The sequence below is a fragment of the Mediterranea sp. ET5 genome (assembly GCF_023337025.1).
GTDB lineage: Bacteria > Bacteroidota > Bacteroidia > Bacteroidales > Bacteroidaceae > Phocaeicola_A.
The window spans coordinates 15207-38270 of sequence record NZ_JAMBLN010000008.1; the positions used below are offsets into that span (position 1 = coordinate 15207).

21 protein-coding genes are annotated in these 23064 nt (G+C 51.3%); 5 read left to right on the plus strand and 16 right to left on the minus strand.

Translation table 11 applies throughout. The features are described from left to right. Positions 1-10: 10 nt before the first annotated feature. The 6 genes from M3087_RS06350 to M3087_RS06375 form a co-directional block, all read right to left on the minus strand. A complete protein-coding gene (locus tag M3087_RS06350; protein WP_249094486.1) occupies positions 11-1711 on the minus strand; it encodes a DUF4153 domain-containing protein in 1701 nt (566 codons plus the stop codon). 31 nt (positions 1712-1742) lie between these two features. Further along, the gene (prfA, locus tag M3087_RS06355; RefSeq protein WP_249094487.1) at positions 1743-2855 is read right to left on the minus strand and encodes a peptide chain release factor 1; all 1113 of its coding nucleotides are present in this window, start codon (positions 2853-2855) and stop codon (positions 1743-1745) included. Between the two features lie 109 nt (positions 2856-2964). After that, complete coding sequence (locus tag M3087_RS06360) at positions 2965-4134, minus strand: AIR synthase-related protein (protein WP_022384137.1); 1170 nt, start codon at positions 4132-4134, stop codon at positions 2965-2967. 29 nt (positions 4135-4163) lie between these two features. Next, positions 4164-4742 carry a LemA family protein gene (locus tag M3087_RS06365; protein ID WP_022384136.1) on the minus strand — a complete coding sequence of 193 codons (579 nt, stop codon included), beginning with the start codon at positions 4740-4742 and terminating at the stop codon, positions 4164-4166. Between the two features lie 45 nt (positions 4743-4787). After that, complete coding sequence (locus M3087_RS06370) at positions 4788-5711, minus strand: TPM domain-containing protein (RefSeq protein ID WP_249094490.1); 924 nt, start codon at positions 5709-5711, stop codon at positions 4788-4790. 84 nt (positions 5712-5795) lie between these two features. Further along, complete coding sequence (locus M3087_RS06375; RefSeq protein ID WP_249094611.1) at positions 5796-7721, minus strand: NAD(+) synthase; 1926 nt, start codon at positions 7719-7721, stop codon at positions 5796-5798. Between the two features lie 335 nt (positions 7722-8056). Here M3087_RS06375 and M3087_RS06380 point away from each other — a divergent pair, with 335 nt between their 5' ends. The 4 genes from M3087_RS06380 (at position 8057) to M3087_RS06395 (ending at position 11087) form a co-directional block, all read left to right on the plus strand. Further along, the gene (locus M3087_RS06380; RefSeq protein ID WP_106484762.1) at positions 8057-8467 is read left to right on the plus strand and encodes a Fur family transcriptional regulator; all 411 of its coding nucleotides are present in this window, start codon (positions 8057-8059) and stop codon (positions 8465-8467) included. Between the two features lie 49 nt (positions 8468-8516). After that, complete coding sequence (locus M3087_RS06385; protein WP_022384132.1) at positions 8517-9062, plus strand: NADH peroxidase; 546 nt, start codon at positions 8517-8519, stop codon at positions 9060-9062. Positions 9063-9388: 326 nt separating this feature from the next. Next, positions 9389-9994: a sugar O-acetyltransferase gene (locus tag M3087_RS06390; protein WP_249094493.1), complete on the plus strand. Its 606-nt coding sequence runs from the start codon at positions 9389-9391 to the stop codon at positions 9992-9994. A 358-nt stretch (positions 9995-10352) separates the two neighbouring features. Further along, positions 10353-11087 (plus strand): copper resistance protein NlpE N-terminal domain-containing protein, encoded by a 735-nt coding sequence (locus M3087_RS06395; RefSeq protein ID WP_249094494.1) that lies wholly within the window; start codon positions 10353-10355, stop codon positions 11085-11087. Between the two features lie 141 nt (positions 11088-11228). On the opposite strand, the gene M3087_RS06400 is transcribed toward M3087_RS06395, so the two are convergent. The 9 genes from M3087_RS06400 to M3087_RS06440 all read right to left on the minus strand — a co-directional run bounded on the left by M3087_RS06400 (position 11229) and on the right by M3087_RS06440 (position 19643). After that, positions 11229-12269, minus strand: a complete 1041-nt coding sequence (locus M3087_RS06400) for an asparaginase (protein ID WP_106484765.1) — start codon at positions 12267-12269, stop codon at positions 11229-11231. An 81-nt stretch (positions 12270-12350) separates the two neighbouring features. Further along, positions 12351-13148 (minus strand): tryptophan synthase subunit alpha, encoded by a 798-nt coding sequence (gene trpA, locus M3087_RS06405; protein ID WP_249094497.1) that lies wholly within the window; start codon positions 13146-13148, stop codon positions 12351-12353. A gap of 58 nt (positions 13149-13206) precedes the next feature. Beyond that, entirely contained in the window at positions 13207-13824 is a 618-nt protein-coding gene (locus M3087_RS06410) for a phosphoribosylanthranilate isomerase (protein WP_249094499.1), read from the minus strand. Then, positions 13821-14603: an indole-3-glycerol phosphate synthase TrpC gene (trpC, locus tag M3087_RS06415; RefSeq protein ID WP_249094501.1), complete on the minus strand. Its 783-nt coding sequence runs from the start codon at positions 14601-14603 to the stop codon at positions 13821-13823. Before trpC ends, M3087_RS06410 begins: the two co-directional genes overlap by 4 nt. A gap of 5 nt (positions 14604-14608) precedes the next feature. Next, a complete protein-coding gene (gene trpD, locus M3087_RS06420; protein ID WP_022384125.1) occupies positions 14609-15604 on the minus strand; it encodes an anthranilate phosphoribosyltransferase in 996 nt (331 codons plus the stop codon). Then, positions 15601-16215, minus strand: coding sequence for an anthranilate synthase component II (locus M3087_RS06425; RefSeq protein ID WP_249094515.1), 615 nt, complete (start codon positions 16213-16215; stop codon positions 15601-15603). The genes trpD and M3087_RS06425 overlap by 4 nt, the downstream gene beginning before the upstream one ends. 39 nt (positions 16216-16254) lie before the next feature. Next, positions 16255-17655: an anthranilate synthase component I family protein gene (locus tag M3087_RS06430; RefSeq protein WP_249094518.1), complete on the minus strand. Its 1401-nt coding sequence runs from the start codon at positions 17653-17655 to the stop codon at positions 16255-16257. Next, positions 17652-18848, minus strand: a complete 1197-nt coding sequence (gene trpB / locus M3087_RS06435; RefSeq protein ID WP_249094520.1) for a tryptophan synthase subunit beta — start codon at positions 18846-18848, stop codon at positions 17652-17654. The genes M3087_RS06430 and trpB overlap by 4 nt, the downstream gene beginning before the upstream one ends. 288 nt (positions 18849-19136) lie before the next feature. Continuing rightward, positions 19137-19643 (minus strand): histidine phosphatase family protein, encoded by a 507-nt coding sequence (locus tag M3087_RS06440; protein ID WP_249094523.1) that lies wholly within the window; start codon positions 19641-19643, stop codon positions 19137-19139. A gap of 210 nt (positions 19644-19853) precedes the next feature. On the opposite strand from M3087_RS06440, the gene M3087_RS06445 reads away from it, so the two are divergent. Then, on the plus strand, positions 19854-20504 hold the full coding sequence (locus tag M3087_RS06445; protein WP_249094525.1) for an HdeD family acid-resistance protein: 651 nt from the start codon (positions 19854-19856) through the stop codon (positions 20502-20504). 315 nt (positions 20505-20819) lie between these two features. Here M3087_RS06445 and M3087_RS06450 read toward each other — a convergent pair whose 3' ends face one another. After that, complete coding sequence (locus M3087_RS06450; RefSeq protein ID WP_106484775.1) at positions 20820-23009, minus strand: glutamine synthetase III; 2190 nt, start codon at positions 23007-23009, stop codon at positions 20820-20822. Positions 23010-23064 lie beyond the last annotated feature (55 nt).

The window sequence follows — 23064 nt, forward strand, 5'->3', positions numbered from 1 at the left end:
TGATAAGTGTTTATTCGTTATGGTAGAGATAGCCTTTGAAGTTGCAATTGCCCTTTTCCGGCTTTCCGTCTGTCAGATAGAGCTGGAAGGTTGTCAGGACAAAGACGTTGCCTCGCTGCGTCCTGAAAGAGACCGGCATGGCGCTTTCGTCACGGTTGACACGACGCAGTGTCTCCAGCGGAATGTTGACAGTGTCGTCAGGATGATGCAATGTGACCGTCAGCACTCCGGTCGTACCTTGCTCCTCTGCAAGTTTGCCTTCCGTCGGGGTGCAGAGACGATAGCCGGATGGTACATTGTGTGTGTCGCTTTTCGAGTAGTAGCTCATCAAATCCCGTTTGTCGGAGGCGGACAGGTCCATACCTTCTATCTGAATCATTTTCGGATAGACCTTGTGCTGGACCAGGTCATCCACGCTGCTTTGTCCGAACCAGTCAATGAGGTATTTTAGCTTTGCGTTGACCAGCTCCCGTTCGGAGGAAGGTAAGGTCTGTACCCATTCATCATATTCTTCTTGGTTGAGGGGTAGCTTGTTTGCTCCACTGTGTTGCATGGCGTCCCGGATGTCCTTATGCAGGGTGTACCGGGTGATGCCTGCATAGTTGACCGGCAATACGGACGTCAGCAAAAAGATGACGGAGAAGGATATGGGAATCCAGCTGATGCGTCGGGCGCGAGTCACTATCAACCCGATGCAGACGAGATAGAACCAGGCATTGAGGGTGACGAGATAGAGGCGGTTGAGCGTGATGCCATAATCGTTGAAACGGCGGATGATGCCGATAGTCATCAACAGCAACAGAGGCAGTACCAGTGCCGGCAGCAGGAGGGCAATCAGATGGTCCTTCCGCCGATTCTCTTTCAGCCGCATCGGGTAAAGGCTGAATTCGATGGCGATGCAGCCAGCCATCAGTGTCACTACAAGCCATGAGACCCATCCGTCAGGCAGTTCCCAGCGGAATAGAATCGTACAGGCATAGACATATAGGACGAGCAGGTAGGCACCGGCTAGCGGAAGAAACAAATAATAGATTGTGCCTTTCAGAAATGCAGTCGGGTAGGGCGTACGGTCGTGTTTTTGTTCCCCTCGCGGAAGCTGTCCTAAAAAGAGGAGTATCGGCAGTAGTTCCAGACCGACAATCAAGATGTATAGATAACTCTTCCGGCTGACCTCCACTCCGAAAAGTTGCTGCAGGGAGAGGGTGAGCAGGCAGAGTCCTGCACTCATGAGGATACCCACGACCAAAGACACGGCAAGTGTGCCGATGGCGTTCTGTGCAAAATTCCAGGAGAGAATATCGTCCTTCTCCCGGAAGAACGGCAGGAAGAAGACGGATATGCTGATAGCCAACACACCGGCAGCATGGGCGATGCCGATGTCAATGGAGTTTGCCTCATGCGCCTTGTAATAGAGGAAGAAAGCATCCGCCACCAATAAGAGCTGCATCGCAACAAACACTCCATAACGGACCGCCGTGCGACGGACCTCCTCTCCCCATAGATGAAGGCTGAGTGAAAGGAGAGTCCCTACGGACAGATAATAGCCCAAGATGAAAACCAGCCGGTCATCTGTCATCCAGGCTTCTGTGGCTACAAGATGGCACAGGTATGCCGTCAGTGCCAAGGCAAAGCATACCGTGATCGGGAAACGCGTGACACAGTTGCGAAAAGCATCTCCCAGGTTGTGCGAAAGGAATGTAAACAGTCTCATGGTGAGGGGTAAGGGTAGATTAAAGACTGGGTTAGAGCTCGCTCTCTTTCAGGCGTTCCGCATTTTCTGCCACAATCAGGTGGTCGATGCAGTCTTGTATGTCGCCATCCATGAAAGCCGCGAGGTTGTAGATGGTATAGTTGATGCGATGGTCGGTAATACGCCCTTGCGGATAGTTGTAGGTACGTATCTTGGCAGAGCGGTCGCCCGTCGATACCATGGTCTTGCGTTTGGACGCGATGTCATCAATGTACTTTTGGTGTTCGCGGTCGTAGATGAATGTGCGCAGACGAGCCAGTGCCCGCTCCTTATTTTTAGGTTGGTCACGCGTTTCCGTACATTCAATCAGGATTTCTTCCACCGCACCCGTATTGGGATTCTTCCAGTTATAGCGGAGGCGTACGCCCGACTCCACCTTGTTCACATTCTGTCCGCCGGCACCGCCACTGCGGAAAGTATCCCATTTGATTTCCCCTTCGTTGATTTCCACGTCAAAAGGTTCGGCCTCGGGCAGCACTGCCACGGAAGCAGCCGATGTATGTACGCGTCCCTGTGTTTCTGTAGCTGGTACCCGTTGTACACGGTGAACTCCCGACTCATACTTCAGTGTGCCATAGACCTTCTCTCCCGAGATGGAACAGATAATCTCCTTGTAGCCACCGGCAGAACCCTCCGTGAAGCTGGATATCTCCATCTTCCATCCTTTTCGTTCGCAATACTTGGCATACATGCGGAAGAGGTCTCCGGCAAAGATTGCTGCTTCGTCGCCTCCCGTGCCACCACGTATTTCCAGGATGGCATTGCGGTCGTCTTGCGGGTCGGCAGGAATCAGCAGAAGTTTGATTTCCTCTTCCAATTGGGGTATGCGGGTTTCGCATGCGGACGCTTCCTCACGCGCCATCTCCTTCATCTCCGGGTCATCCTCAGTGAGCAGGAGCTGCTTGGCTTCGTCCAGGGTGTTCAAACATTGCACATAGTCTTTACGCACTTTCATCAGATCGCCCAGTTCCTTGTATTCCTTTGTAAGCTTCACATAGCGTTTCTGATCCGCGATTACAGACGGGTCTGTGATCAAGATAGAGACCTCCTCAAAGCGGGATACTAAACCATCTAACTTTTCCAGTAAAGTGTTGTTATCAGTCATAGGCAGGTTGGTGGATTTATGAGTTTACAAGTCGTTAAGTTGATGAGGATTTGTTTTGCCTGTTCCCGGGCCATATCCCCATCAACTTGTTTTTCGGAAAGTCTGTTGGTTAGTATCTGAACTCTCCGAATTCGCTCTTAATGACCAATTCGGTTTGACCGTTTCCTTCTTCGATGCGTCCGATGACTTGTGCATCAATGTTGAAGCTCTTGCTGATGGCAATGACTTCTTCAGCGTGTTCCGGAGCAAGATAAACCTCCAGACGATGTCCCATGTTGAAGACCTTATACATTTCAGCCCAGTCTGTACCGCTTTGTTCCTGGATGGTCTTGAACAAAGGAGGTACCGGGAAGAGGTTATCTTTCACGACGCGTACATTTTCCACGAAGTGCAGCACCTTGGTTTGTGCTCCACCTGAGCAGTGTACCATGCCATGAATCTCCGGACGCAGTGCATCCAACAGCTTTTTTACGACCGGTGCATACGTGCGGGTGGGAGAAAGTACCAGTTTCCCGGCATCGAGCGGACTTCCCTCTACCGGGTCTGTGAGGCGCAGCTTCCCTGAATAGACGAGGTCTTCAGGAACAGCCTTGTCATAGCTTTCCGGATATTTCTCTGCCAGGTATTTGGCAAAGACATCGTGCCGTGCCGACGTCAATCCGTTACTGCCCATGCCACCGTTGTATTCTTTCTCATAGGTGGCTTGTCCGTAGGAAGCCAGGCCTACAATGACATCACCCGGACGGATGTTCGCATTATTGATGACATCGCTCCGTTTCATACGGCAGGTAACCGTACTGTCAACAATGATGGTGCGCACCAGGTCCCCGACGTCAGCCGTTTCGCCTCCGGTGGCGTATACACCGACACCCATTTCACGCAATTCGGCAAGCAGCTCATCCGTGCCATTGATAATGGCTGAGATAACTTCTCCCGGAACCAATAGCTTGTTGCGTCCGATGGTAGATGATACCAGGATGTTGTCGACTGCACCCACACAGAGTAAATCGTCGATGTTCATGATCAAGGCGTCCTGTGCAATGCCTTTCCATACACTCAGGTCACCGGTCTCTTTCCAATAGAGGTAGGCCAGGGATGATTTGGTCCCGGCACCGTCAGCATGCATGATGTTGCAATATTCAGGGTCTCCGCCCAAGATATCTGGTATAATTTTACAGAAAGCTTTCGGATAAATACCTTTGTCAATGTTCTTAATGGCGTTGTGCACGTCTTCTTTGGACGCAGATACGCCTCTCATCATATAACGTTGGTTACTCATATCGGATATTGTTAGTTAAGTTGTTTCATTTAAAATTTTACTTCCGGTGCTTTTTGACTACCGGCTTCTGCTTCAAAATAAGGCTTCTTGTCAAAACCGAACATTCCGGCAAACAGGTTGTTCGGGAACTTACGGATATAGGTGTTGTAATCCTGAGTTACCTGGTTGAAGTTACGGCGCTCTACGCTGATGCGATTTTCTGTACCTTCCAGCTGAGCCTGTAGTTCTTGAAAATTCTCGTTGGCTTTCAATTCCGGATAATTCTCGGTAACAGCAAGCAGACGGCTGAGTGCACTGCCAACTTCCCCTTGGGCTGCTTGATAGGCTTTCAGCTTTTCCGGTGTCAGTTCGTCGGCATTCAGGGTAATCTGAGTAGCCTTGGAGCGTGCGTTGACGACAGATTCCAAGGTTTCCTGTTCGTGGGAGGCATAGCCTTTTACTGTATTCACCAGGTTAGGGATCAAATCTGCACGACGTTGATACTGGTTCTCCACATTGCTCCATGCGGTATTCACGGCTTCTTCTTTTTCAACCATGCTGTTGTACCCACAGCTGCTCAGTGTCAGTGCACAGATAAGAATCAATGCTAGTCTCATGATACGTTTCATAGATTTCTTTATTTTAGATGTATGGATTGTTGCTGTTTATTGTTTCTAGAATTTGGAGCCGGCTCCTCCTCCGCCAAAGTTTCCGCCACCAAAGCTGCCACCGCTGAAGCCGCCACCTCCGCGACCTCCGAACAGACCCCCACCAAAGATGATGGGACCTCCTCCGCGTCCACCTCCGAAACCGTCGTGACGGTCGTCCCGTGATTCTTCTTCACGTACGACCGTATAACCGCAGTTTGAACAGGTATAGACCACTTCTTCCCGGCGTATGCCATGGACATTGGAAATGAGACGTGAGTCACTCCGATACAAGGTATGCTTTTTGCAATGTGGACATTGGCTTTTGCGCCGCATGCGACGATAAGCGAAGAAACAGAAAAGCAGTATGACCAGGGCTGCAAAAAGGAGAGGGTAGAGGTCTGCCATCGAATCTGTTTCTGCCCGTTGCTCAGTTCCGTCCTGATAATCCTTCAGATAGGAATCAATCGCCTGGATGCCGGCCAGCATACCGTTGTCCCACTCGCCTTGACTGAAAGGAGTATTCATAAAGCGATTCTGGATGCGTTTACAGATAGCATCCGGTAAAATCCCTTCCAGGCCGTAACCGGTGACAAACTGGATGCAGCGTTCTTCTGTCACCAGAAGGATGACCAGCCCATTATCTGTCTGCTTTTTTCCTACGCCATTCTGTTTGCCGAGTTGCAGGGCAAACTCAAAACAGTCTCCTCCTTCAATTTCCTTGACAGCAACAACCAGTGTTTCAATGCCGGTGCGTTGCTCCAAGGCGTACAGGATGTTGTCAATGGAACTAACGGTGGAAGCGGACAAAATGTGGTCGGGATTGGATACATAGCGTGTACGGTCCTGCAAATGCACCATGGGTATTTCGCTCACCTGATAGGGGTGAGCCCATCCCTTTACGAGTCCAAGCAGACAACAGACGAAGCAGGTAATGATTGTTTTCTTCATATAGCTGCAAAAGTACGAAATCTTTCGTAGGTTATCAGTACTTACGTTTCTTTTGTTTTACAGAATATATAATGTATATAAGGATTAGAGATTCTCACACTCTTCGAGCCACAATGCAGATGATGCGTCGCTGGGCATACGCCAATCGCCGCGTGGAGACAAGACGACGGAACCCACTTTAGGACCATCCGGCAGGCAGGAACGTTTGAATTGTTGGGAGAAAAAGCGTCGGCAGAAAGTCTTCAGCCATTTTTTGATCGTCTCATTGTCATAATGTGTACCGAAGGCTATTTGTGCCAGATAGTAGATTTTGGCAGGACGGAAGCCGAAGCGGAAAAACTGATAGAGGAAAAAGTCATGCAGTTCGTAGGGACCCACCAGATCCTCGGTCTTCTGTTTGATGTTGCCATGTTCGTCGGCAGGAATCAGTTCGGGGCTGATAGGCGTATCGGCAATATCCAACAAGGTTGTGCGTGAGGTCGCATCAACATCATGCTCCGCTACCCATACAACCAGATGTCTGACCAGAGTCTTGGGAATGCTGGTATTGACAGCATACATGGACATGTGGTCTCCATTATAGGTTGCCCAGCCTAGAGCGAGTTCAGACAGGTCTCCGGTACCGATAACAAGTCCGTTCATCTGGTTTGCTACATCCATGAGGATCTGGGTGCGTTCACGAGCTTGCCCGTTTTCATAAGTCACATCGTGGTTGTTTATATCCTGCCCGATGTCCTGAAAGTGTTGGATGCATGCCTCTCTGATGCTGATTTCACGGATGGTCACTCCCAACGATTCCATCAGGTGGATGGCGTTGTTGTAGGTGCGGTCCGTAGTTCCGAAGCCGGGCATTGTGACTCCGATAATGCCTTTCCGGTCAAAGCCAAGCTTGTCGAATGTGCGGGTGGCAACCAACAGGGCCAATGTAGAGTCCAACCCTCCGGAGATTCCGATAACAGCTGTCCGGCAATGGGTGTGTAGCAACCGTTTGGCAAGACCGGATACTTGGATTGCAAAGATTTCTTCGCAGCGTTCGTCCAACTCTTTTCCCGAGGGCACAAACGGGTGCGGCTCTACGAAGCGGGTCAGAGAAACCGGACGGGGAGCAGGTCCGTCCAAGGTTATGTGACGGTATGTCCGCAGGTGATTGGCGGCACGGCAAGCAGCAAATGTGGTGTTCACACGGCGTTCGTTCCGCAAACGTTCCACATCAATTTCGCTGACAACCAGTTGAGACTCCAAGGAGAAACGCTGCGATGATGCCAGCAGGGAGCCATTTTCATAAATCAGTCCGTTGCCGCAGAATACGACGTCGGTTGTCGATTCTCCAAAGCCACAGGAAGCAAACACGTAGCCGGCGAGACAACGTGCTGACTGTTGGCAGATGAGCGAACGCACATAGTTGTGTTTTCCTGTTCCTTCATTATCTGCCGACATGTTGAAGATAATGTCGGCGCCTTCCAAGGCTAGCTGTGAGCTGGGTGGAATCGTTGCCCACATATCTTCACAAATTTCGATACCAAACCTGCACGAAGGTGTATCAAAAAGGAGATAGGGGCTGAACGGGATGCCTTCTTGTCCGCAGAGGGTGATGTTACTGTCGCAATGCAGTCCGGACGCAAACCAGCGCATCTCATAGAACTCTTTATAGTTCGGTAAATAAATCTTGGGGACCACTCCCTGGATTTTACCATGACGCAGGACGACGGCGCAATTGAATAAGGATGCATTTACCTCCAATGGCAATCCAACCATGCATATCACCTCTTTATCCCGACTGACGTTTACGAGCTGTTGAAGTGCTTTGATACTTTCTTCCAACAGAAGTTGTTGTGCAAACAGGTCTGCACAGGTATAAGCGGTAATTGACAGCTCCGGAAAGATAACAACCTCGACCCCGGCTTTTTCAGCTTCCTCCAATTGCTGGATAATTTGTTGTGTATTATAATGGCAGTCAGCAACCTTGACACTAGGTATGGCTGCTGCTACTTTTACAAATCCATAATTCATATTCATACTTGATATTGGTTGGTGCAAAGATAAGAAGTTTCGTTTGAAGGGGAGTTAATCTACCTTTTCTAAAATCGCTCTTTTGAGCGAATTGGCAAAGGTGAGGCGGTTCGTCCCATCTTTTGTTCTGGAATCCGATCAGGAGCGTTCTGTTTATTTTGCTTGGTTCATCCCCTGTTTCGGTGATGCAAAAGAGTCCAAATAAGTTTACATGTACATCAAAAAATCAAAGAAGGTTAAAGATGATAAAAACAAGGCCGAACTATTTGCAGGCAATGCCGAATAGTTTTACATTTGCAGCGAAAACGAGAATGAAACAATTACAAACTTGAAAGATGAAATCTAGTGTAGTCTATGACAATCTGATTAAGCACGAGGTGAAGCCTTCGGTACAGCGGATGGCAATCATGGATTATATGATGACTCATTTCACACACCCGAGTGTGGATGAAATCTATAATGCATTAAGTCCGAAGTTCCCGACACTCTCACGCACAACGGTCTACAACACGTTGAAGCTTTTTGTAGAACATGGTGCCGTGCGAATGCTGACAATTGACGAACATAATGCGTGTTTCGATGGTGATATGAGCCTTCATGCTCATTTCCTTTGCAAAAAGTGTGGCAAGATTTATGATATGCCCTTACAAAATCACGAGGATGCCTTGTTGGGTGTCCAGGTTGATGGAAATGAGATAACGGAAGTTCATCAATACTTTAAAGGTATTTGCAAGGATTGTAGGTAATTATTGAATTAAGATATTTTATTGACTAACTTATTAAAACAAATTGATTATGAAAAAGTTTATTTGCACCGTATGTGGTTACATTTATGAAGGTGATGCAGCTCCTGCTCAGTGTCCGATGTGTAAGGCTCCGGCTTCAAAGTTCAAGGAAATGAATGATTCCGCTTTGGAATTTGTTTCCGAGCACACTGTAGGCGTAGCTAAAGGTTGCGACGAAGAGATGATTAAGGACTTGAACGCTCACTTCATGGGTGAATGCACAGAAGTTGGTATGTATTTGGCTATGAGCCGTCAGGCTGATCGTGAAGGCTATCCTGAAATCGCTGAGGCTTTCAAGCGCTTTGCATGGGAAGAGGCTGAACACGCTTCCAAGTTCGCTGAGTTGCTGGGTGACTGCGTATGGGACACCAAGACCAACTTGGAGAAACGTATGAACGCTGAAAGCGGTGCTTGCGCTGACAAGACCCGTATCGCTAAGCGTGCTAAGGAGTTGAACCTCGATGCTATCCATGATACTGTTCATGAAATGGCTCGTGACGAAGCTCGTCATGGTAGAGGTTTCGAAGGACTGTACAACAGATACTTCAAGAAATAATAATACTTTCCTTATTTGTAGAAAGGGAGGCTTCCGTTTGAGGGGTCTCCCTTTTTCTGTTGTATGCTCGGCATGAGTATTAATTTTCTGCCAACAGGTAACATATAAAACTCTTAAATAGATGCTTCCAAAGTCATAGCCGGAACCTCCTGATTGTGCATTCCTTGATTTATAAACCTTAACAAATTACAGCTCCCATGTCTCACATTATTTAACTGACACACATTTAAAGGCGGATTCTGTTTTTTTGTAAGTTTGTCATAACAGTTCATGTTACAGAATTATTTTATAATTGTAGATAATCAATCACTAATATAACACTGATAATGAAAACCGAACTGGAGAAGTGCATGGCGGGTGAGCCTTTCAACGGAGGGAAAGACCCGAAAATAGTAGAAATGATTTTACGGACAAGGCGTCTGTTGGCACAGTTCAATGCCACAGATTATGCCGATAACGGGCGGAAACAGGAATTACTGCGTGAAATGCTGGGGAGTGTGGGAAAAGGAGTTCATGTAGATATCGATTTCCATTGCGAATACGGAAAGAATATCTTTGTAGGCAATAAATTGATAATCAATATGAACTGCACCTTCGTGGATAACCATCGCATTGAGATTGGGGATAATGTGCTGATAGCGTCCAATGTGCAAATATACACTGCCACACATTCCACGGACGTACATGAACGAATGGTATGGGATTGGCAGGAAGGTGACGACATCTGCTATACCATAGCCCGCCCTGTCAGAATTGAAAACGGTGTATGGATAGGTGGTGGGGCGATACTGTTGCCGGGGGTGACTATCGGAAAGAATTCAGTTATCGGTGCTGGAAGTGTAGTGACTCGTTCCATTCCTGCCAATTGCGTAGCTGTCGGAAACCCATGTCGGGTCATCCGGCATCTTAAGAGCTTGCTGGCGCCTCAGTAAATCGGTGGTGAGTGTATGCGCATCTCCACGTGACGAGAAGCTCATCTCCTTGGTACCGCTTTGCGCGAAACGGTAGTGGTGAGATGAGCATCCCTAAAACAGGAGTTACGCTAATAGTAACAGGTGTTTATAGAAAATCTTACAGGGGAGATGCGCAGGAGGGTTACAGGGTTTTGCTCAAGACGGTAGTTTGAGGAGGTGGAGAGGGCATCCGGATGGCGACAACCGATGGCTGATAGAGGTACTGCAAAAGTATGCGTTTTCTTTGATGAAAACAAGAAACGGAGACGTATAAGGCCCGAGATAAAATTGATAACTTTGTAGTGATGTTTATAAATCGGATAAAAGGAATAGATTTATGAAGAAAGTAAATTTGTTAGTGGCAAGCCTCTTTGTGTCGGCGTTGTATGCTTGTGGAGGACGTGAGAGTCTGACTCCCTGTGACTTGGATTTGCAGTTGTTCCGGGAAGGCATACGGACGGAATCTGTCAGTGGAGATAGACATCCGACTTATGTCCTTTTCAGTAAGGACTCGCTGTATGCCGACTTGTACGAATCCGGTAGCGGAACAAAAGAAAGGCTGGAACGTCGTACGTTGCCTACTGGGGCGCATGTGTGGAACATCGAGGATGATGACACCAGGAATCTGAGCTTCGCAGATGGGTGTTGGACTGTCAGCCAAAGGGGGAAACTGTTGTTCAAACAGTCTCAAAATGATAATGACGCGAACTTGGGAAATTGGGTTGAGGTGCATTATGCAGGGACACTTCCTGCTGCTGATTGCCCGGGCATCAGCTATCAGTTGTATGTGCGCCACAGGGAACACAGTGGAGACGGACAATTCTATTTGCAACTCACTTACCTGGAAGCCGATGGCGGCAAAGATGCTGTTTATACCTATCTGGGTAGGAGGTACACTCAGCGTGGCATGCCTAGCAATAACGATGCTACGGTGTGGAGGCTCGTATCTGACGACGGAGAGGATGCCTTCAACTTTCTGTGCGGTAAGGATGGTCAGACGCTGACACTTTTGAATGACCGGTTTGAGATGCCTGAGTCTGGATTGGATTACTTTCTTAAAAGGACGGAGTGAATCAAAACTTGTCAACTTCCGGGTTTTGTGAGAAAGGATGTGATTAGGGGGTTAACCAAACAATAGCGACTGTCACTATGAGCTTGATAGTGGCAGTCGCTATTGTTTGATAGAGAGTGAATATCTTCCTTTCCATGCAACTTATACGGTGATTTCCCCACAAATGGGGGTATTCATGCGGTAGCGCACTTCATGGGCGCTCATGCCGTGGCCGAGCAGGAACATCAGTTTGGTCAAAGCCGACTCGACCGTACTGTCATGACCACTGATAACTCCCGCTTCGCGCAGGTGAATGCCTGTTTCATAGCGTTCCATTTCGACAGTGCCAGCCAGGCATTGGCTGATGTTGACGATGATGACACCTCGTGCAACGGCATTCTTCAGCAACTTGATGAACCATTCCTTTTGTGGAGCGTTACCGGAGCCGAAAGTCTTCAGCACCACTGCCTTCAATCCCGGAATATTGAGTATGTTGGCGACCATGTTTTCCTGAATGCCCGGGAACAGGGTCAGGATTAGCACATTGGTGTCAAAAAGATAATGCGGCTTGAGTGGTAGCGACATATCAGCCTTGCGGATACGTTCCTCGTTGAAATTGATATGAATACCGGCGGTGGCCAGTTCGGGATAATTGAAGGAGCAGAACGCATTGAAGTGCTCGGCATTGATTTTCGTCGTGCGATTGCCGCGCAGCAAGTGGTTCTCAAAGAAAATGCACACCTCAGGAACAATGGCCGTACCGTCGGGGTGTTGGGCAGCAGCAATCTCAATGGCAGTGATGAGGTTCTCACGTGCATCGGTACGCAACATTCCGATGGGAAGTTGGCTACCGGTGAGAATGACAGGCTTCGCAAGGTTTTCCAGCATGAAGCTCAGAGCCGACGCCGTGAACGACATGGTGTCAGTGCCGTGGAGGATGACAAAACCGTCGTAACGCTCATAGTTGTAATGGATGATGCGGACTATCTTTGCCCACAAGGCGGGTTCCATGTCTGAGGAGTCAATAGGAGGGTTGAACTGGTAGGTATCAATCCGGTAATTGAATTGGTTGAGTTCAGGCACATGACGGCGCAGGTGGTCGAAATTGAATGTCTCCAATGCCCCATTGTCAGGGTTCTGAATCATTCCAATGGTTCCTCCAGTATATATGAGCAGTACGGATGGCTGTTTCTTTTGTAGCATGGCGTCGGTTTTAATTTTAGCACAAAGATAGCAAAAATACTTAGTCGCCGTAATATGAAAGGGAGAAAAATAACAAAATGTTCATGATTGGCTACTCTGAAGGGTTCGACCAATATCTGCTAACAAGCGGTCGATGGCCTCTGTGACGTGTCCGTCGTATTCCTTGAGGAGACTGACAAAGCGGCTTCCGATGATACAGCCGGCTGCATGTTCCGAGGCTGCTTCATAGGTTTGCCGGTTGGAGATGCCGAAACCGATGAGGCACGGGTTGTGGAGTTGCATGGCGGCAATGCGCCGGAAATAGGCTTGTTGCTCGTTCCCGAATCCGGTTTGTGCTCCGGTCGTGGCGGCAGAGGATACAAGGTAAATGAACCCGTCAGTATGAGCATCGATTTCCCGGATACGGTGTGGTTCGGTTTCAGGGGTGATGAGCATGATGACTTTCAGGTCGCAGGCTTCGGCTGTCGAACGGAAGTGGTCCATATATTCCCGGAAAGGGAGGTCGGGGATGATGACGCCATCAATGCCACACTGTCGGCAATCCTGGCAGAACCGTTCAAAGCCGTATTGCAGGATGGGGTTCAGGTAGCCCATCAGTATGAGGGGAATGTCGACACGGGTACGTACGTCGCGTAATTCGGAAAAAAGCTTGCGCAGTGTCATGCCATGTCGCAGGGCACGGGTGGCTGCATCCTGGATGACGGGGCCGTCCGCCATCGGATCGCTGAAGGGAATGCCTATCTCTACCATATCGACCCCTCGGGAGGCGAGAACTTGTAGCATATCGGCGGTGTGACCGGCATACGGGTCACCGGCACAGAAATAGATGGAGAGAATATTGTCTCGTTTGATGTTGAAGAGTTGATTGATTCGGTTCATAGTTGTCTTTAGTTGTATGGGTTATGACTGATTTTGTTGGATGTTCAGGATAGCCGTCTTACAGGGTGCTATCCCGGAATGAGCGGATGAAGCGTCTGAGGGCCTCAATATCTTTTACACCGGGAGCGGTTTCGAAGCAGCTGTTGAGGTCGATGCCTGCCCATCGCGGATGGTGAAACATGCGCAGGGCTGCAAGGCTGTCGGGCGACAGACCTCCGCTGAGCAGAAAAGGAACGGAAGCCTGGTAAGCATCCAGGACGTTCCAGGGGAAAGATTGTCCGGAACCTCCGAACGTGGAGACCCGTTTGTCGAAAAGGAAATAGTCGCAACAGTGCTTATAGGGGACCGTCAGTTCCAGGTCCTTTTCGGACTCGACGGGGAAGGCTTTGACTACGGTCAGTCCATATTGGCGTAGTTCCGCACAGAGCGAGGGGGACTCATGACCGTGGAGCTGAACGATGTCCAGCCGCAGTTCCTTTACCTTATTATATAGGTATGCAGGAGTTGCGTTGACGAAGACTCCGACACGACGGCAGGATACAGGCAGATACTCGGGGGTACGGGAGGCGAAGCGCGGAGACCGGTTGTAGAGGATGAACCCCATCCAGTCGGTTCCCAGCTGTTCGACTGCACGTATGTTGTCCGGTTCGCGCATTCCACAGACTTTGATAATCATAGGCAGGAGCGTATGAAGTTGGCGAGTGTGGTGTGAGGCTGGGGAGTCTTCATGAACGTTTCTCCGATGAGGAAGCCTTGGTAGCCGGCCTTCCGGAGTTGCCGCAAAGTTTTGGGATGGGCAATGCCGCTTTCGGAGACCCATGGCAGGTGAGATGGCAGACGCTCGGCGAGCAGGAAGGACCGGATGGTGTCGGTATGGAACGTGCCGAGGTGACGGTTGTTGACGCCGAGGAGGTCGATATCATCGTTCAGATGCTCCAGTTCGCTCTCATCATGGATTTCCAATAACACTTCCAGCTTCAGCTCGTGTGCCAGTCTTGCCAGTTCCCGACATTCGGCAGGTGTCAGGACGGCTGCAATGAGCAGGACGGCATCTGCACCGACGAGCTTCGCCTGGAGGAGCTGGTAGGGACTGATAATGAAGTCCTTGCGTAGGATTGGCAGACGGGTCAGCTCACGGGCCTTGCGGATATCGCCCAGGTTTCCTCCAAAGAACTTTTCGTCGGTAAGGATGGAGAGGGCTGCCGCACCAGCCTGCTCATATCCTGCGGTGAGCGCAGCATCGGCGTCGGGATGCAGCCAACCTTTGGAGGGAGAGCGGCGTTTGAACTCGGCAATGATACCGGTCGATGATGTACGGAGGGCATGGCTCATGCGGATGCAGGGATGGATGTCGTCGAGCATCTTTTCCAGATGCATACGGGGAACGGCCGTTTCCTGAATGGCTATTTCAACCCGCTTGTGGGCAATGATTTCAGTAAGTATGTCTGTTGTCATGGCGGTCAGCTGTTGAGTTCGACAAAGTGGCGGAAAGTCCGGAGTGCCTTCCCGCTTTCCAAGGATTCACGGGCAGCGGCAATACATTCTTCGATGGGACGCATCGGTTCGATGGCCTGGATGGCGAACGAGGCATTGATCAGGACACATTCGCGTTGTGCCTGTGTGGCGCGGTTCTCCAGAACACTGTCGAAGATTTCCTTTGCCTCCTGCGGACTGCTGCCTCCGCTCAGTGACCCGCGAGGGGCTATGCTGAAGCCCAGGGAAGAGGGCTCGTAGATTGTTTCGTAACGGTTGGTCATGATTTTGAATTCGTCGGTCAGTGAGATTTCATCGTATCCGTCGAGGTTGTTGACAATGGCGAAACCAATTCCCAGTCGTTGCAAGGTGTTGGTGTAGAGACGCATCTGTGCAAGGTCGGCTACACCCAGCAGCTGATAGGAGGGGTGGCAGGGATTGACCAGCGGGCCGAGGAGGTTGAAGAGGGTACGCACTCCCAGCTGTCTACGTACGTTGGCCACGTTCTTCAGTGCCGGGTGGAAAAGAGGGGCGTGTAGATAAGCCATGTTGCATTCTTCGATGGAGCGGCGCAGACGGGCATTGTCATTCGTGAACTTTATGCCGTGGCATTCCATGACGTTGCTGGCGCCGCTGACGGATGTTGCCCCGTAGTTGCCATGCTTGGCAACACGATAGCCCGCGCCGGCGACGACAAAACAGGCACAGGTGGAGATGTTGAAGGTGTTCTTGCCGTCTCCTCCTGTCCCGACAATGTCCAGTGGGTGGTAGGCGGACAAGTCTACAGGGATACACTGTTCGAGCAGGGCATCGCGGAAGCCCAGCAATTCGTCGACAACGACACTGCGCATGCTGAAGGCGGTGAGGAGGGCGGCAATCTGTACATCGGGACAGTCGCCACGGGTAATGTCTTTCATTACCTGGCAGGCTTCGCTGCGGGTAAGCTCTTCGTGACGGAAGAGTCGTTGGAGTATTTCTTTCATTGTTGATTCTCGTTTAGGGGTTGTACATTGGTTGAGGTTTCGGCAGACAACCAGTTGGCAATGATGCGTTGTCCGTCGGGGGTAAGGACGGATTCGGGATGGAACTGGATGCCGCGCACGTCATAATCCTTGTGGCGCAGGGCCATGATGTAGCCTTCCCGGCTGACCGCTGTCACCTCGAGGCAGTCGGGCAGTCCGTCGGAGTCCACGACCCATGAGTGGTAGCGGCCGACATGAATCTCCTGGGGAAGTCCTCTGAAGAGGTAGTCGTCGGGGTGTACGATACGGACGGGACTTTGTACGCCGTGAAAGACTTCCTCCAGGTTACGCAGACGGGCGCCGAATACCTCGCCTATGGCTTGTTCGCCAAGGCATACGCCGAGAATTGGCTTGCGTCCTGCCCACAGGCGGATGGTGTCCAGGAGACGTCCGGCTTCGGCAGGTACACCGGGACCGGGGGAGAGGAGGAGCTTGTCGAAGTCTGACAGTTCTTCGGGTTGGAACTTGTCATTGCGGATGACAGTAACCCGTGCACCCAGAGCCGTGGCAAGTTGGTGCAGGTTATAAGTGAATGAGTCGTAGTTATCGATGAGACAGATGTGGGTGTTCATTGTAGTGATTGCTTTTGTATGAGTTTGATAATCCGTTTTTCAGAGCCTTTCTGCCAGTTCGATGGCACGTCGGAGGGCCCCCAGCTTGTTGTTTACTTCCTGCAGTTCGGCTTCGACATCGCTTTTGGCAACGATGCCTCCTCCGGCTTGAAACCACAGTTCGCTGTTCCGGCTGACGAACGTACGGATAATGATGGCCTGGTTGATGTATCCGTTGAAACCGATGAACCCGACGCATCCTCCATAAGCGCCCCGGTTGTGCGGTTCGATTTCACTGATGAGCTGCATGGCTCTGACCTTGGGCGCACCGCTGAGTGTACCGGCGGGGAAGGTGTCCAGGAAGGTGCGTATCGGGTCTGCACCGGGACGGAGCTTTCCGCTGACACGGCTGACAAGATGGATGACATGGCTGTAGAACTGGACTTCCTTATAAGTCTCTACGTCGACCGCTTTACAGTTGCGGGCAAGGTCATTGCGGGCAAGGTCGACGAGCATGGTGTGCTCGGCGTTCTCTTTCGGATCGGCGAGGAGTGCATCGGCGAGGCGTCGGTCGGTGACCGGGTCTCCGGTGCGTCGGGTCGTTCCGGCTATCGGGTCAATGGTGGCATAGCCGTCACAGACCTTGCAGTGTGTTTCGGGTGAGGAACCGAACAGGCGGTACCCTCCAAAGTCAAAATAGAACAGGTAAGGGGAGGGATTGATGCTGCGCAGGGCACGGTAAACGGCGAAGTCGTCGCCTTCATAGCGTTGGACGAAACGCCGGGAGAGCACTATCTGAAAGACGTCTCCCTTGAGACAATGTGCGATGCCCCGGCGGATGTTGGCACGGTGTTCGTCGTCCGTGAGAGGACTGCTGACGGGTCCTGCCGTACGGAATCCATACGTCGCATAGTTGCGGTTGTTGACTGCCCGTTCGACATCCCCGATGTGTCCGGTTTCACCCTCTCCCTTCAGTCCGACCAGGACCATCTCGCTCTCATGTCCTTGGAAAACAATGAGGTAACGGTAGAGGATGTAGATGGCGTCGGGAGCATCGTTCTTGGGATCGCAGCTGTCCGGGACTTGGACGGGTTCGAGGTAACGGATGGCGTTGAAGGCCGTGTATCCGTAAAGTCCGCAATAGTGCGCATACTCTCCTTCGATGTGGAAATGGGCAAGGAAACCGTTGAAGGCATCCGCCATGGTAAAGTCCGGTGTGAGAGGTTTCCGGTCGATGGTGCCGTCAGGGTAGACAGCGGTCGCCGTATTGTGGTTGATACTGATATGTGCAATGGGGTCCAGCCCGATGAAAGAACGGTTGTTGTCAGTCCCGTGGTAGTCGGAGCTTTCGAGCAGGATACTTTGCGGGAAGAGGTCGCGTACCTTCAGGTAGGTGCCCGTAGGTGTGTGCAAGTCTCCCAAAAGGACTTTGTGCTCGGTTTGAAAGTGGTAGGTTTTCATGCTTGCAGAGTAGTTGGAAGATTGTTCAGATAGGTTTCAATGTCTTTGTCTCCACGTCCTGAGACCGTCAGTACGACGATGTCGGAAGGACGGAAATGTACCTTGGAGAGGGCTCCCAGTGCGTGTGCCGATTCCAGTGCAGGGATGATGCCTTCCAGCCTTGTCAGCTCGTAGGCAGCCCGCAGGGCTTCGTCATCAGTGACGGCGAGGACCTGTGCGCGCCGGGTGGCCGCCAGGTTGGCATGGAGAGGACCGACGCCCGGATAATCCAGTCCGGCAGAGATGGAATAGGGCTCTGTGATTTGTCCGTCTTCGTCCTGCATGACCAGAGTCCGTGCACCATGAATGATGCCGGGGCGTCCGAGACGGATGGTCGCTGCGGAGAGTCCGGTGTCCGTGCCCTTTCCTCCGGCTTCAGCAAGCACAATATGAACCCGTTCATCATCAAGGTAGTGGAAGATGGTTCCGGCTGCATTGCTTCCGCCACCTACGCACGCCATGAGGTAGTCGGGATAATCCCGTCCTTCGTGCTCCAACAGCTGCGCTTTGATTTCCCGGCTGATGACCGATTGCAGCCGCGCCACCATGTCGGGATAGGGATGGGGACCGACCGTAGAGCCGATGACATAGTACGTGTCAGCCGGATGACGGCACCAGTCGCGTATGGCCTCGTTGGTGGCATCCTTGAGCGTCATGTTCCCGGCGGTCACAGGACGCACTTCTGCCCCCAGCATCTTCATCCGTTCTACATTGACATGCTGACGGTCGACATCGGTCTTGCCCATGTAGATGATGCACTCCATGTTCATCAGGGCACACACGGTAGCCGTGGCAACCCCGTGCTGGCCGGCACCTGTCTCGGCGATGATACGGTGTTTGCCCATGCGGCGTGCAAGGAGGATTTGCCCGATGGCATTATTGATTTTGTGTGCTCCGGTGTGGTTGAGGTCTTCCCGCTTGAGATAGAGGGTGCAGCCGTAACGTTCAGACAGCCGGCGGGCAAGATATAAGGGAGAGGGACGGCCTACGTAGTCGCGCAGGAGGGAGTCGAACTCAGTCTTGAAATCGTCGCTGTCGAGCACGCGCCGGTAGTTGGCGCGCAGTTCTTCGACACAGCGGTGAAGTATCTCGGGGATGTAGGCTCCGCCAAACTCCCCGTAGTAGCCTTCGGAATTGATTTGGTAAGTTCTCATTGGTTATGGTGTTTGTTGATGGATACGTATAAAAAGACAGCGGACTGTCGTAAGTCACTACGACAGCCCGCTTAGCAAATTTATAAAATGTGTATGTTGGAATTTAATGCATACGAGGCTCGCTCCCTTACGACTGTTGGAGTTGTAAGCGGCGCCACCACCAATATGTATTAGTCTTAAATTTCATCTTACTTTGAATGTTTTGTTCGTTCGTTGGGTGCAAAGGTATACCTTTTTGCGATACGACCAAATGTTTTCTGCACTTTTTTCTTTTGGGAATTTTTTGTTTCATACCTGTATGACGCGGAATGTGGCGTTCTGCATCCGGTCGATTTCTGCCATGGGACGTCCGGAATAGGCTGCTCGCAAGGCCCGACAGAACAGGCCGTGACTCACGACCAGGACGGTCTGTCCATCGTGCTGTTCATGCATTAGCCGGAGGAAACGTTGCGCCCGTTGGAGCATGGCTTCTACTGTTTCCACATCAGCAGGAAAAGGGGACGTCTTCAGTACCGGAATGGATGCGCCGGTCAGACTGCCCCAGTCGCGTTCACGCAGGAGTGGGGTATACGTCAGGGGGATGTTTCGCCCCTCCAGTAGGATGGCTGCAGAGTCGACGCAACGTTGCAGGTCGCTGCAGAGGACGGCGTCGAAAGGAATGGAGAGTAGTTCGTCGTGCAGTGCGTGCAACTGTTCCCGTCCGCGTTCGGACAGGTGTCCGGGCAGATGCCCTTGGAGGATTTGTGAGGCGTTCTCTTCCGTCTCTCCGTGTCGTACAAGATAGAGTGTGGTCATAATGGTGTGGGGTTGACAAGTTGATGAGTTGTCGGCAAAAGTACGATATTTATGAGTGCAGGTTCAATAAAAAGCCCTATTTTTGTTTACTGTTTATGCTTCGCATACGCTCACCCTGTCAGGCAGGCATCTCGTCCACGTCCGCTTGCCCGTTCCGGTGTGAGTCTGCGGAAGCTGGATTGTGTATAAATAACCAGAGACTTATAACGTATGACAAACAAATTGAACAATGCGTGGGTGAGAGGCATCTTCTCGCTCATCATCGGTGTGTTATTGGTGGTGTATCCGTCGGCTGCGAGTGTCTATTTCGTGATGGCTGTCGGTGTCTTGTTTTTCATTCCCGGGGCAGTTTCACTGTCTGCCTTTCTGATGCGGCGTGCTGACGGACGTATGTTCCCGTTCATGGGACTGGGCAGTTTGCTGTTCGGCTTGTGGCTGTTGATTACTCCCGCTTTCTTTGTCGGAATCCTGATGTATGTGCTCGGAGCGGTACTCGTATTGGCGGGCTTGGGGATGCTGGTCAACCTGTCCGCTATCAGGAAACGTGCACCGGTGGCTGTGGGCTTCTATGTGGTACCCGTCCTGGTGATTGTCGGCGGAATCCTGGTGCTGGTGAATCCTTTTCGTGCAGCGGAACTTCCGTTTATCATTCTGGGAGTAAGCTCAATCATCTATGCCTTGTCCAGCATGCTGAACGCCTACAAGTTCCGTGCAGTGACGATAGAGGCTGTCGAGATTATCGAGGAAGGGCCGTCAGCGGAAGAGCACTCTGAAGCGGAGGCGTCCGAGATGAAAGAGGTGGAAGGAGAAGCCGATGTGAAGCTGTTGGAGAAGCCGGAGCATCGTGATACTCCACTCTGACGCTGACCTTCGCCTGCTTTCAATGACATGTTGGTAGGGGGTAGACGACGAATAGCCGCCGTATGTACGGACCAAAGTATTATACTTAGGCACCCTAAGTATAATACTTAGCCTACCTAAGTATAATACTTTGGTCTGTATAAGCCCGGCTTAGTTCATGCTTATCCCTACGTTTGACGTTGTCTACTCCCGGGTTTGATGACCGGTTGGGACAAATACAATAAACGCGAACGCTACGGATGTTCATTCACTGCCTTGTGGGCAGAGGAAATGAGTCCGTAGCGTTCGCGTTTATTCTGATGTGGAGGGTTCCGATTATCGGATGAAGAGCAGTTCGCGGTACTTCGGCAAGGTCCACAGTTCGTTGTCAACCATCAGTTCCAGTTTGTCCACGTGATAACGGATGGTTTCCAACATGGGAGCCACATTGTCGTGGTAAGCGATGGCTTTCTCACGTTCATGCTCGATGCGGTTGGCCACCTTGCGTGCATCAACGAGCTTGTCCACTTGCTCCTTGAGGATGCTGGTGTGCTTGGCAATGTCGCGGATGAGTTCCACGTTGCGGGCAGACATCCCTTCCGCTTCAGCCTTGCTGAAAATCTGTTGCATCTTGTACACGTTGTCGATGAGTTCGCTCTGGTATTTGGTGGCAGTCGGGATGATGTGATTCATCACGAGGTCACCGAGGACCCGTGCTTCAATCTGAATCTTCTTGGTGTACATTTCCCATTTTGCCTCGTTGCGTGCTGCCAGTTCCTTGCGGGTCATGACTCCGGTCGATTCGAACATCTTGACGCTTGATTCCGAGAGGTAGTTGTCAAAGATGACGGGGCATGAAGTCTCGCAGTCGAGTCCGCGTCGTTTGGCTTCCTCCTGCCATTCTTCGCTGTAGCCGTTACCGTCAAAACGAATCGGTTTGGACTCCTTGATATACCGGCGCACTACCTTCAAAATGGCGTGTACTTTGGGTTCCCCTTTCTCGATGAGGGCATCCACGTCGGCTTTGAACTCTTTGAGCTGCTCAGCCATGGCAGCATTGAGGGCTATCATTGCCGAGGCGCAGTTGGCTTCGGAGCCGATGGCACGGAATTCAAAACGGTTGCCGGTAAAGGCGAAAGGCGATGTCCGGTTACGGTCCGTATTGTCAATCATGATTTCGGGAATCTGTGGAATGCCGAGGCTCTTTCCCTGCTTGTCGCTGAAGTCGAGCTGTTCGTCTTCCGACTCTTCCAGGTGGTCCAGCATACGGGTCAGCTGACTGCCCAGGAAGGATGAGATGATGGCGGGGGGAGCTTCGTTGCCACCCAGACGATGTGCGTTCGTGGCAGACATGATGCTTGCCTTCAGCAGTCCGTTGTGGCGGTATACGGCCTTCAGTGTGTTGACAATGAAAGAGATGAAGCATAGGTTGTCGGTCGGGGTCTTGCCGGGAGCCATGAGCAGGCGTCCAGTATTGGTGCTGAGCGACCAGTTGTTGTGCTTGCCGGAGCCATTGATGCCTTTGAACGGCTTCTCGTGGAGCAGTACCCGGAAGCCATGTTTGCGGGCAATGTTGCGCATGAGTGCCATGACGAGCATGTTGTGGTCGACGGCAAGGTCGCACTCCTCGTAAATGGGTGCCAACTCAAACTGGTTGGGGGCAACCTCGTTGTGGCGTGTCTTGCAGGGAATGCCCAGTTTCCAGGCTTCGATTTCGAGTTCCTTCATGAAGGCCGCCACCCGGGTCGGTATGGCGCCGAAATAATGGTCTTCCAGCTGTTGGTTCTTGGCCGACTCGTGTCCCATCAGGGTCCGTCCGGTCAGCAGCAAATCGGGGCGTGCCGCATACAGTCCTTCATCTACGAGGAAGTATTCCTGTTCCCAGCCGAGGTTGGTATGGACACGTTTCACTTCCGGGTAGAAGTAATGGCAGACATCGGTTGCTGCCTGGTCGACGGCACGAAGAGCCTTCAGCAAGGGAGTTTTATAGTCAAGGGATTCGCCGGTATAGGCGATGAAGATGGTCGGGATGCAGAGAGTGTCTTCGACGATGAAAGCGGGGGAGGAGGGGTCCCATGCGGAATAGCCCCGCGCCTCGAATGTGTTGCGGATACCTCCGTTAGGGAATGAAGAAGCGTCAGTTTCCTGTTGTACCAGCAGCTTGCCGGAGAATTCTTCCACCAATCCGCCTTTGCCGTCGTGTTCCACAAAGGCGTCGTGCTTCTCGGCGGTGCCTTCGGTCAACGGGTGGAACCAGTGTGTGTAGTGGGTCACTCCCAACTCCATGGCCCAACGTTTCATGCCTTCAGCCACAGCATCGGCTATGTTCCTGTCGAGGTTGGCGCCGTTCTCGATGACGTCCATCAGTGCGTTGTAAACGTTGCTGGGCAGATACTTGAACATCTTCTCCTTGTTGAAGACGTATTTGGCAAAGTATTCCGAGGGGCGTTCTTTGGGCAGTTCCACTTCGAGCGGTTTTTTGTGGAAAGCCGTCTCGACAACTTTAAATCTGAGATTCGATGACATAATGAATGATCTTGTTTGTTGTTGACGGCGCAAAGATAATTCTTTTGGTAGAGAT

Coding starts and splice junctions, on each gene's coding strand:
- M3087_RS06350 (WP_249094486.1), bottom strand. CDS start 1,711: ATGAGACTGTTTACATTCCTTTCGCACAACCTGGGAGATGCTTTTCGC.
- prfA (WP_249094487.1), bottom strand. CDS start 2,855: ATGACTGATAACAACACTTTACTGGAAAAGTTAGATGGTTTAGTATCC.
- M3087_RS06360 (WP_022384137.1), bottom strand. CDS start 4,134: ATGAGTAACCAACGTTATATGATGAGAGGCGTATCTGCGTCCAAAGAA.
- M3087_RS06365 (WP_022384136.1), bottom strand. CDS start 4,742: ATGAAACGTATCATGAGACTAGCATTGATTCTTATCTGTGCACTGACA.
- M3087_RS06370 (WP_249094490.1), bottom strand. CDS start 5,711: ATGAAGAAAACAATCATTACCTGCTTCGTCTGTTGTCTGCTTGGACTC.
- M3087_RS06375 (WP_249094611.1), bottom strand. CDS start 7,721: ATGAATTATGGATTTGTAAAAGTAGCAGCAGCCATACCTAGTGTCAAG.
- M3087_RS06380 (WP_106484762.1), top strand. CDS start 8,057: ATGAAATCTAGTGTAGTCTATGACAATCTGATTAAGCACGAGGTGAAG.
- M3087_RS06385 (WP_022384132.1), top strand. CDS start 8,517: ATGAAAAAGTTTATTTGCACCGTATGTGGTTACATTTATGAAGGTGAT.
- M3087_RS06390 (WP_249094493.1), top strand. CDS start 9,389: ATGAAAACCGAACTGGAGAAGTGCATGGCGGGTGAGCCTTTCAACGGA.
- M3087_RS06395 (WP_249094494.1), top strand. CDS start 10,353: ATGAAGAAAGTAAATTTGTTAGTGGCAAGCCTCTTTGTGTCGGCGTTG.
- M3087_RS06400 (WP_106484765.1), bottom strand. CDS start 12,269: ATGCTACAAAAGAAACAGCCATCCGTACTGCTCATATATACTGGAGGA.
- trpA (WP_249094497.1), bottom strand. CDS start 13,148: ATGAACCGAATCAATCAACTCTTCAACATCAAACGAGACAATATTCTC.
- M3087_RS06410 (WP_249094499.1), bottom strand. CDS start 13,824: ATGATTATCAAAGTCTGTGGAATGCGCGAACCGGACAACATACGTGCA.
- trpC (WP_249094501.1), bottom strand. CDS start 14,603: ATGACAACAGACATACTTACTGAAATCATTGCCCACAAGCGGGTTGAA.
- trpD (WP_022384125.1), bottom strand. CDS start 15,604: ATGAAAGAAATACTCCAACGACTCTTCCGTCACGAAGAGCTTACCCGC.
- M3087_RS06425 (WP_249094515.1), bottom strand. CDS start 16,215: ATGAACACCCACATCTGTCTCATCGATAACTACGACTCATTCACTTAT.
- M3087_RS06430 (WP_249094518.1), bottom strand. CDS start 17,655: ATGAAAACCTACCACTTTCAAACCGAGCACAAAGTCCTTTTGGGAGAC.
- trpB (WP_249094520.1), bottom strand. CDS start 18,848: ATGAGAACTTACCAAATCAATTCCGAAGGCTACTACGGGGAGTTTGGC.
- M3087_RS06440 (WP_249094523.1), bottom strand. CDS start 19,643: ATGACCACACTCTATCTTGTACGACACGGAGAGACGGAAGAGAACGCC.
- M3087_RS06445 (WP_249094525.1), top strand. CDS start 19,854: ATGACAAACAAATTGAACAATGCGTGGGTGAGAGGCATCTTCTCGCTC.
- M3087_RS06450 (WP_106484775.1), bottom strand. CDS start 23,009: ATGTCATCGAATCTCAGATTTAAAGTTGTCGAGACGGCTTTCCACAAA.